Source organism: Mesorhizobium intechi (assembly GCF_002879535.1).
In the GTDB taxonomy this organism is placed as follows: Bacteria; Pseudomonadota; Alphaproteobacteria; order Rhizobiales; family Rhizobiaceae; genus Mesorhizobium; species Mesorhizobium intechi.
Genome location: NZ_PNOT02000157.1, coordinates 1 through 2,790 on the forward strand (window position 1 = coordinate 1; position 2,790 = coordinate 2,790).

Annotated in this window: 3 protein-coding genes; all 3 read right to left on the minus strand. The window is 67.1% G+C overall.

Annotated elements, in window-relative coordinates; translation table 11 throughout:
- Positions 1-866, minus strand: an 866-nt coding sequence (locus tag C1D09_RS13310; RefSeq protein WP_143974760.1) for an amidohydrolase family protein, incomplete at its 3' end; no start/stop codon positions are given.
- Between the two features lie 332 nt (positions 867-1,198).
- Positions 1,199-1,750: an isochorismatase family protein gene (locus C1D09_RS13315; protein WP_143974758.1), complete on the minus strand. Its 552-nt coding sequence runs from the start codon at positions 1,748-1,750 to the stop codon at positions 1,199-1,201.
- A 76-nt stretch (positions 1,751-1,826) separates the two neighbouring features.
- A partial coding sequence (locus tag C1D09_RS13320; RefSeq protein ID WP_143974759.1) for a WD40 repeat domain-containing protein occupies positions 1,827-2,790 on the minus strand: 964 nt, incomplete at its 5' end.

The following is a 2,790-nucleotide window of genomic DNA, read 5'->3' on the forward strand; positions in this document are numbered from 1 at the left end:
GTCATGATCGCCACGCCGGCGGCCGCCAGCATCGCGCCGGCCTTCGCCAGGGCGTCGGGCGGGATGTCACCAAGCCCATAGGCATGGCTGACGGCGACATGACCCGCCATGCCGAGCGTCCTTGTCCGCGCGGCGATTTCTTCGACCTGGAACAGGCCGAGCGCGCCGCCATCATGCAGATGGATGTCGACGCCGGCGCCATGTTTCTGCGCCAGGGCGAACACCACATCGAGATGGCCGTTCACGTCGCGGTCGAAGCTGGCGGGGTCGAGCCCGCCGACAAGGTCACAGCCGAGCTTCAGCGCCTCGTCGAGCAGCTCCGCCGTGCCGGGCGAGGACAGGATGCCGCTTTGCGGGAAGGCGACGAGCTGGATGTCGATAAGGTCGCGGTATTTTTCGCGCACGGCCAGGATGGTCTCGACATGGCTGAGCCCGACCGATGCGTCGACCATGACATGGCTGCGCATGGCCAGGCTGCCATTGCCGACGCAGAGCTCGAGCTGGTTCTTCGCGCGCTCCGCCATCGGCGCGGCGGCGGCAAGGTTTCGCGCCTGGAAGGCGACACGCTCGCGCACGTCGAACCCATTGGTGCAGGGAATGTGCGGGCGCCAGGCATCGCCATAGAACGAGGTGTCGAGATGGATGTGCCCCTCGACGAAGGCCGGCACGACAAGCTGGCCATCAAGGTCGATGATGGTGGGGTCGATGATGCCGGGGGCAACGGCGGCGAAATCAGCCGGCGGCGCCTTGCCGGCCGGTACGATCGAGCCGAAGCGGCCGCCGGTGACGAAGAAATCCACCGGCGACCCGTCGGCCAGTTTCGCGTTGCGGAAAATCCTCTGCTCGCTCATCGTCTGCTCGCTCATCTTCTGCTCGCTCACGGGCGCCATCCCCGCTGAAGCGCCAGTCCTCGCCGCCCCCCTGCCGTGGGTCAATGCGGCAGCCAAGAAAAACTGTTTCGCGCGGTTGCCCCTGGTTCCGGGGAGACAGAGCGCGAATCCGCGCCGTGGCCCTTGCCTATTCCGCTTTCGCGGAAGTTTCGGCGGCCCCGCGATGTGCAATTGTGTTATCGCGGCGGTACGAGCCGCCCTGGTTGACGCGGGCGCCCAGCCATCCCAACAATGCGCCCCCCCGCCCGCGTCGACCATGGCTTGGCACTATGATCCGTCCGGCGGGCCGGCCCGTTATGACTGCCGCTTCAGCCGCCAACCAGCGCCTTTGTCGTCACCAGATTGACTCCGGCTTCGGCGAATTCGTCATTGTGTCGGGCGATGATCTGCTCAGCGCTCTCGCTGGCGCTGTCCAGCGTGCTGTGGGCATCGGAAACCACGGTGACGCCGAGCCCCCTGGCTAACGCGGCCTTGACGGTTGCCGCGACGCAAAAATCGGTCTGCGCGCCGAGGATCACGACGGCCCCGGCTCCTTGCCCGGCGACCCAGTCGCGAAAGGCCGGATTGCTGAAAGCATCGCGCACGGTTTTGGCGAAGGTCGGTTCATCGTCGGCCTGGCCGAGGGCTGGCCACACCGGCCAGCCCGGCTCGCCCGGCGCCAGCGGATCGCCTTCAGGCCCGTCATGCCTGACGAAAGCGACCTTGCGCCCACCGCGCCTTGCCCAGTCGATCACCGCCCGGGCACGCTCCGCAATGGCAGGCGCGTGGTGGATCGGCGGCTCATGCAAGCCGTTGAACATGCCGGTCTGGAGGTCGATGACGACGAGTGGCGCTTTGGCCATGAGGCTGGGGGCTGACATGGCGCGAACATAGCTTGGACAGAAAGACGGTCAAGGCCGACTCGGGCGCAAACCACATCTCGCGCCGGTCCACACTTCACCCCGGCGCGCCGGCAAACAGCACCACGCCATCCCCTCCAGCCGCCGGCCAATCCCTGATGGCTCGGTCGTAACCGCCGGTCAGCACCGTGCCGTCGGGGGCGAACGCCACGGCGTAGATCGGTCCGGTCTGGCTGTTGAACATGGCGATCTGGTTGCCGGTTTCCATGTCCCATAGCCGCGCCGTTCCGTCGAGCGATCCCGACAGCAGGCGCTTGCCGTCGGCCGACAGCGCCAACGCATAGACCGTGCCTTCATGGCCCTCGAAGCGCTTCACCTCGCGGCCGCTGTCGAGATCCCAAACCTTGATCGTCAGGTCGCCGCTGCCGGTGATCAGATGATGGCCGTCGGCGATGAACACGGCGCCATAGGTGCCCTGCTCGTGGCCGTGCCAGCTGCGCAATTGCTTGCCGCTTTCGACGTCCCAGAGCTTCAGCGTGCCGTCGATGCTGCCGCTGAGCGCCTGCTTTCCGTCCGGCGAGACGGCGACCGCGCTGATCGACCAATCATGCCCGGTCAGCACATGCAGCACGGAATTGTTGACGAGGTCCCAGACGATGACGTTGCCGGTGTCATGCCCGCTGACGGCGCGCTTGCCGTCCGGGCTGATCGCCAGCTTGTTGACGCCGCCGTTCTGGCCGGCCTGGAAGACATGCAGCACGGCGCCGTCGGCAAGTTTGCGCAGCACGATCTCGCCATCGTCGCCGCCCGTCAGCGCGCTGACGCCGTCTGGCATATAGAGCGCCGTGCGCGCCATGTCCTTGTGGACGCCGAGATTGCGGATCAGCTGCTTGCCGCCAATGTCCCACAGCTTGATCACACGATCCGTGCTGGCGCTCATGATCGATCGGCCGTCCGGCGCCACCGCAAGCCAGACGACCGCGTCGCGATGGCCGTCGGGCTGCGTCGGCGCCGCCGGTGGCGGTGGCGGCAAAGGCGCCACGGTGGGCGGCGGAATGACC

Bases quoted from the DNA above. Each gene is read 5' to 3' on its own strand.
- C1D09_RS13315 (WP_143974758.1), bottom strand. From the start codon at position 1,750: ATGTCAGCCCCCAGCCTCATGGCCAAAGCGCCACTCGTCGTCATCGAC.